The sequence below is a fragment of the Streptomyces sp. NPDC008125 genome, from assembly GCF_042957125.1.
Taxonomy (GTDB): domain Bacteria; phylum Actinomycetota; class Actinomycetes; order Streptomycetales; family Streptomycetaceae; genus Streptomyces.
In genome coordinates this window covers 296301-302612 of sequence record NZ_JBIBHR010000008.1, presented here as the reverse complement: position 1 = coordinate 302612, position 6312 = coordinate 296301, and the positions used below count along the sequence as shown (strand labels likewise).

The window sequence follows — 6312 nt, the reverse complement described above, 5'->3', positions numbered from 1 at the left end:
TCGGTCACCGATGGTGGGGCGGAGTCCTCGGTCACGGACGGTGGTGCGGAGTCTTCGGTCACCGATGGTGGGGCGGAGTCCTCGGTCACGGACGGTGGTGCGGAGTCTTCGGTCACCGATGGTGGGGCGGAGTCCTCGGTCACGGACGGTGGGGCGGAGTCCTCGGTCACGGACGGTGGTGCGGAGTCTTCGGTCACCGATGGTGGCGCGGAGTCCTCCGTGACCAACGGTGGGACCGAGTCCTCGGTCACCAGTGGTGGCACCGGGACGTCCGGCGGCAGCTCGACCTCGACGGGCGGCACCGGCTCGACCGGCACCACCGGCTCGACCGGTGCCAACGGTGGTTCCTCCACCGGCGGCACCGACGAGACCTGCACCGTCACCCTCGACGGTGCCGAGTGCGTCGAGTCGAACAACACCGACACGGACAGCGTCGGCAACAAGCCGGTCGAGCAGGGCAAGGGCAAGGACGAGCTCGCCGAGACCGGTGCGGCCGAGACCACCTTCCTGCTGCTCGGCGCCGCGACCATGATCGCCGGCGGCATCGGCTTCCGCTTCCTGCCGCGTCTGGCGGCCGGTCGCACCGCCGTCTGAGCCACCGGCTCCTGGGCGCGGCCCAGGCAGCGCGAGGAAACACCGCTGAGGGCCCGGGGAGAGCTTCACCGCTCCCCGGGCCCTCACGCGCGAACGGGGCCCCTGGGGCCTCCCGCGTGGCGGGGAGGAGCGCGACGCGCCTCGGAGCCGTACAAGCGCCTCATGGGCGCCTTCCGGCCGGGGCGCGGGGCCGACGGGGAGGAGCCGCCGGAGCTACGCCACCTGCTGGGCCAGCAGCGCGACCGCGCCCACCAGCACCACGAGCAGGGCGATCAACACCATCGGGTTCATCCCGCCGAGCGGGCCCTGGTCCTGCTGGCGCAGGCGCTCGCGGCTCGCGCGGCAGACGGGGCAGCGGCCCTCGTTCACGGGCGCCGCACAGTTCGCACACACCAGTCTGTCGTAGGTCATGCGCACTCCTCCTCCCGCGCGGCGGAATCGTCCTGGGCCGTATCGACCGGACGCCCTATGCGTGCCCGATCGCTCCGTGCGCGTCCGATCGCCCTGCATGCGACTGGACGGCCGTCCGTCCCCACAACGCTCCGGGGAGCGTGACCGTTCCCCCTACCACTGTGCCAGCTCCGGCGTCTTTCGGCGCGGGCCCGCCGGGGAGCGCCGTACGGGACGCGGGAGGGGGCGGCCGTGCGGTCGGTCACGCACCGTTCCGACGGGGGAGCGGAGGGCGTCCGCGGGTTCCGGAGGGCGGACCCGACTCGACGCGTTCCGGCTCATGTTCCGGCATAAATCACCCATCCGTAGACGCCGCCTGCGCGGCCGGGAAGCATTCGCGTAGGGTCACGCACACATACTCCCGGCCGACCATGGTGCCTCCGTGATCCGATTCGACAACGTCTCGAAGACCTACCCGAAGCAGAGCCGCCCCGCGCTGCGCGATGTCTCGCTCGACATCGAGAAGGGCGAGTTCGTCTTCCTGGTGGGCTCCTCGGGCTCCGGCAAGTCCACCTTCATGCGCCTGATCCTCCGTGAGGAGCGCGCGAGCCAGGGCATGGTCCATGTGCTCGGCAAGGACCTGGCCCGCATGTCCAACTGGAAGGTGCCCCAGATGCGCCGCCAACTGGGCACGGTGTTCCAGGACTTCCGCCTCCTCCCCAACAAGACCGTCGCCGAGAACGTGGCCTTCGCGCAGGAGGTCATCGGCAAGCCGCGCGGCGAGATCCGCAAGGCCGTGCCGCAGGTGCTCGATCTGGTGGGCCTCGGCGGCAAGGAGGACCGCATGCCCGGCGAGCTCTCCGGCGGTGAGCAGCAGCGCGTCGCCATCGCGCGGGCGTTCGTCAACCGGCCGATGCTGCTGATCGCCGACGAGCCGACCGGCAACCTCGACCCGCAGACCTCCGTGGGCATCATGAAGCTGCTGGACCGGATCAACCGGACCGGCACCACCGTGATCATGGCGACCCACGACCAGAACATCGTCGACCAGATGCGCAAGCGCGTCATCGAGCTGGAACAGGGACGCCTCGTGCGGGACCAGACGCGCGGCGTCTACGGCTACCAGCACTGAGCGGCCCCAGCACTGAGCATCTGAGCATCGAGTACTGAAAGGACGCCATGCGCGCCCAGTTCGTCCTGTCGGAGATCGGCGTCGGTCTCCGGCGCAACCTCACGATGACCTTCGCCGTGGTGGTCTCCGTCGCCCTCTCGCTCGCCCTGTTCGGCGGCGCGCTGCTGCTCCGCGAGCAGGTCAGCACGATGAAGGACTACTGGTACGACAAGGTCAACGTCTCCATCTTCCTGTGCAACAAGGACGAGGCCCAGGACACGCCGAAGTGTTCCAACGGCGCCGTGACCGACGCGCAGAAGAAGGAGATCGAGACCGACCTCAAGAAGATGGCGGCCGTCGACACCGTCACCTTCGAGAACATCGACGAGGCGTACAAGCACTACCAGGACCAGTTCGGCGACACGCAGATGGCGGGCAACATCACGCCCGACCAGATGCAGGAGAGCTTCCGCGTCAAGCTCAAGGACCCGACGAAGTACAAGGTCGTCGCCACCGCCTTCGCCGGGCGGGACGGGGTGCAGTCCGTCCAGGACCAGAGATCGATTCTGGACAACCTCTTCGAGTTGATGAACGGCATGAACGTCGCCGCCCTGTTCGTCATGGCGTTGATGCTCGTCATCGCGTTGATGCTGATCGTCAACACCGTGCGGGTGTCGGCGTTCAGCCGGAGACGCGAGACCGGCATCATGCGGCTCGTCGGCGCCTCGGGCTTCTACATCCAGATGCCGTTCATCATGGAGGCGGCCTTCGCCGGGCTGATCGGCGGTCTGCTGGCCTGTGTCCTGCTGATAGCGGCCCGCTACTTCCTCATCGACGCCGGCCTCTCCCTGCAGAGCAAGCTGAACCTGATCGACTTCATCGGCTGGGACGCGGTCATCACCAAACTGCCGCTGGTCCTCGCGATCGGGCTTCTGATGCCCGCGGTCGCCGCGCTGTTCGCGCTCCGCAAGTACCTCAAGGTGTGACATGCGCCCCCTGGGCCGCACGGGGAAGTGCCCGTGCGGCCCAGGGGGTTTGTCCTAGACTCGCTGCCATGCAGGGGCCCTTGTACCGGTACGGGCCCCGCGGCCTGCGCCGCGGGGCGGCCCTGTCGTTGGTGTTCGCGGGAGTACTCGCCACCGGCGCGGCCACCGGATCGCTGCCGCGCGACGAGCCCGCCCGTGCGGGTGCGGGGCCCCGCCCGGCCGCCTCCTCCTCCGCTCCCGTGGACCGGCAGAAGTTGGCGGCGGCAGCGGCCGGAGCCGCCGCGGACGGGAAGTCGGCCACCCAGGCCGCCGAGGAACTCGTCAGCCGCAGCGGCGACCGCTGGGGCGCGGTCTACGACGAGCGCGAGTACGAGGAGTTCGAGCAGGCTCTCGACGGCTCGTACACCGGAGTCGGTCTCTCCGCCCGCCGCACCGCCGACGGCCGGGTGCGGGTGGCCCGGGTCGAGCCCGGCGGTCCCGCCGACCGTGCGGGCATCCGCGCCGACGACGTACTCACCTCCGTGGACGGCACCCGCACCCGGGGACGCCCCGTCGCCGAGGTCGTGGCCCGGCTGCGCGGCGACGGTACGGGGGAGAAGGCCGGGTCCTCCGTCGTCCTCGGCGTGGAACGCGACGGTCGCGCCCGCACGGAGTTCCTGCGCCGCGCCCGGCTCACCACCGAGCCCGTCACCGTGCGCCGGCTCGGCACCGCCCCCACCTCCACCGTGCTGATCAAGGCGACGGCCTTCACCCGGGGCGCGGGCGGCGAGATCCGCGACGCGGTGCGGTCCGCCCCCGGCGACGCCGGAATCCTGCTCGACCTGCGCGCCAACAGCGGCGGTCTGGTCGGCGAGGCGGTCGTCGCCGCGTCCGCCTTCCTCGACGGCGGCCTGGTCGCCACGTACGACGTGCACGGGGAGCAGCGCGCCCTGTACGCGGACGCGGGCGGCGACACGACCCGTCCGCTCGTGGTGCTCGTCGACGGCGGCACGATGAGCGCCGCCGAACTGCTGACCGGCGCCCTCCAGGACCGGGGCCGTGCGGTCACGGTCGGTTCGCCCACCTTCGGCAAGGGTTCGGTGCAGATGCCGAGCGAGCTGCCGGACGGCGCGGTGGCGGAGCTGACCGTCGGGCAGTACCGCACGCCGGGCGGCCGGGGGGTCGAGGGCCGGGGGATCACCCCGGACCTGGTGGCGGGCTCGGGAGCCCTGGAACGGGCCGAGACGGTATTGAGTGGCCTCGGGGGTGGGTCGTAGTGCGAAAATGACCGCACTATGGCCAAGGAAAAAGACACCGGGCGCAAGATGATCGCGCAGAACAAGAAGGCGCGGCACGACTACCTCATCATCGACACCTACGAGTGCGGGCTCGTGCTCATGGGGACCGAGGTGAAGTCCCTGCGGATGGGCAGGGCCTCGCTGGTGGACGGCTTCGTCCAGATCGACCAGCACGAGGCGTGGCTGCACAACATCCACGTACCCGAGTACGTGCAGGGCACGTGGACCAACCACGCGGCGAAGCGGAAGCGGAAGCTGCTGATGCACCGGGCCGAGATCGACAAGCTGGAGTCGAAGTCCAAGGAGACCGGGCACACCATCGTCCCGCTCGCCCTGTACTTCAAGGACGGCCGGGTCAAGGTCGAGATCGCGCTCGCCAAGGGCAAGAAGGAGTACGACAAGCGTCAGACGCTCCGCGAGAAGCAGGACACCCGCGAGACCAACCGCGCCGTCTCGGCGGCCCGCCGACGGCAGCGCAGCGCCTGAGCCTGCCCGGTCCGGGCAGGCTCAGGGGCCCCTGCGGGTTCGTGCGGCGCGGTCCGGGGCAGACGGGGAGGGTGACCGGCGGGAATACGCTGGCATCGTCCGGCGTTGGTCACGTACGATGGGCCGTGCACCCCAGCGAGGGTGTGCGTTTTGAAAAATCAACATGGGGATGATCGGTTTCGACAGCGGATGTCGAAGCAGGGGAAGCGAGTCGAGGAAGCGGCAATGATCTCGTAAACCATATGTCGCAAAAAATAATCGCCAATTCCAAGCGCGATTCCTCCGCCTTCGCCCTCGCTGCCTAATTAGCAGCTAGCGAAGACTCTGCGGAGTGTCAGCCCGGGGGTGATCCCGACCCGGATCCTGGCATCAACTAGGGATCTAAACTTCTAAGCCCGGTCACGGGGTTTGGAAGGAAATCAAACAGTGACTGAGCCTGTCGGAGGCTTGTTCGCGTGACCTCCGGGGCCGAGAAAAGCGCAGCGAACTGCACTCGGAGAAGCCCTGGTTCCGCACCGTTGGACGCGGGTTCGATTCCCGCCATCTCCACAACCCCATGTAAGCCTCTGCCCCGCGAGTCCGCTCGCGGGGCAGAGGCTTTTTCGCGTTCTTCCCGTTCGGTACGCCGGGAGCGGGCCGAACCCCGGTCCCGTCCCGACCGCCGGAAATCCCTGGCGGGGGCGACCCGTGTGCCGCATGATCCTGGGCATGCTCATCGACCATGAAGGCGTGTCGCCGACCGTGCACCCCTCGGCCTACGTGGCCCCTACGGCCACCCTCAGCGGAGACGTACGCGTCGGTCCCGGCTGCCGGGTGCTGTTCGGCGCGGTACTGACCGCCGAGGGAGGGCCCGTCGAACTCGGCGAGGGATGCATCGTCATGGAGAACGCGGTCCTGCGCGGCACCCGCCGCGACCCCCTGCGGCTGGGACGTTCGGTCCTGGTCGGCCCCGGCTCGTACCTGACCGGGTGCACGGTCGAGGACGAGGTGTTCCTGGCGACCGGCAGCCGGGTCTTCAACGGGGCCCGCATCGGTACCCGTACCGAGGTGAGGATCAACGGGATCGTGCACCTGCGCACCGTGCTGCCCCCGGACACCACGGTGCCCATCGGCTGGATCGCCGTCGGCGACCCGGCCCAGGTGTTTCCGCCGCAGGAGCACGAGGCGATCTGGGCGGTGCAGAAGGAACTCGACTTCCCCGGCTACGTCTTCGGGCTGGACAGACCGGTGGAGGGCGAAAGCATCATGCCCGCGGTCTCGGAACGCTTCGGCCGTGCCCTGGGGCGTCATCGCGACGACCGCGAGGTGTGAGCTGCCGGCGGGACCCGCGGTCACCGGTGGACCGCGTCACCCGTGCCGGAGTCCGGCCACCGAAGCCGCAACGTCGGGCCCGGGTACGGTGCCTCCTGCCTCCTGCCTCCTGCCTCCTGCCTCCTGCCTCCTGCCTCCTGCCTCCGCCTGGCCGACG

The 6312-nt window shown here is 69.6% G+C and carries 7 protein-coding genes and 1 other RNA gene; 7 read left to right on the top strand and 1 reads right to left on the bottom strand.

All coding sequences use genetic code 11. The features are described from left to right. Positions 1-594 (top strand): LPXTG cell wall anchor domain-containing protein (locus ACFZAX_RS16625; RefSeq protein ID WP_390962253.1); only part of this gene is annotated, 594 nt, incomplete at its 5' end. Between the two features lie 213 nt (positions 595-807). Here ACFZAX_RS16625 and ACFZAX_RS16620 read toward each other — a convergent pair. Further along, the gene (locus ACFZAX_RS16620) at positions 808-1005 is read right to left on the bottom strand and encodes a hypothetical protein (protein WP_390962252.1); all 198 of its coding nucleotides are present in this window, start codon (positions 1003-1005) and stop codon (positions 808-810) included. Between the two features lie 421 nt (positions 1006-1426). On the opposite strand from ACFZAX_RS16620, the gene ftsE reads away from it, so the two are divergent. From ftsE to ACFZAX_RS16590, 6 genes are all read left to right on the top strand, one after another. Next, positions 1427-2116, top strand: coding sequence for a cell division ATP-binding protein FtsE (gene ftsE, locus ACFZAX_RS16615; RefSeq protein WP_358760345.1), 690 nt, complete (start codon positions 1427-1429; stop codon positions 2114-2116). 47 nt (positions 2117-2163) lie between these two features. Further along, the gene (gene ftsX, locus ACFZAX_RS16610) at positions 2164-3081 is read left to right on the top strand and encodes a permease-like cell division protein FtsX (protein ID WP_390962250.1); all 918 of its coding nucleotides are present in this window, start codon (positions 2164-2166) and stop codon (positions 3079-3081) included. 68 nt (positions 3082-3149) lie between these two features. After that, a complete protein-coding gene (locus tag ACFZAX_RS16605) occupies positions 3150-4337 on the top strand; it encodes a S41 family peptidase (RefSeq protein ID WP_390962249.1) in 1188 nt (395 codons plus the stop codon). Between the two features lie 18 nt (positions 4338-4355). Continuing rightward, a complete protein-coding gene (smpB, locus tag ACFZAX_RS16600; RefSeq protein WP_390962247.1) occupies positions 4356-4844 on the top strand; it encodes an SsrA-binding protein SmpB in 489 nt (162 codons plus the stop codon). Positions 4845-5009: 165 nt separating this feature from the next. Continuing rightward, positions 5010-5396, top strand: a transfer-messenger RNA (tmRNA) gene (ssrA, locus tag ACFZAX_RS16595). A 156-nt stretch (positions 5397-5552) separates the two neighbouring features. Further along, the gene (locus ACFZAX_RS16590) at positions 5553-6155 is read left to right on the top strand and encodes a gamma carbonic anhydrase family protein (RefSeq protein ID WP_390962246.1); all 603 of its coding nucleotides are present in this window, start codon (positions 5553-5555) and stop codon (positions 6153-6155) included. Positions 6156-6312 lie beyond the last annotated feature (157 nt).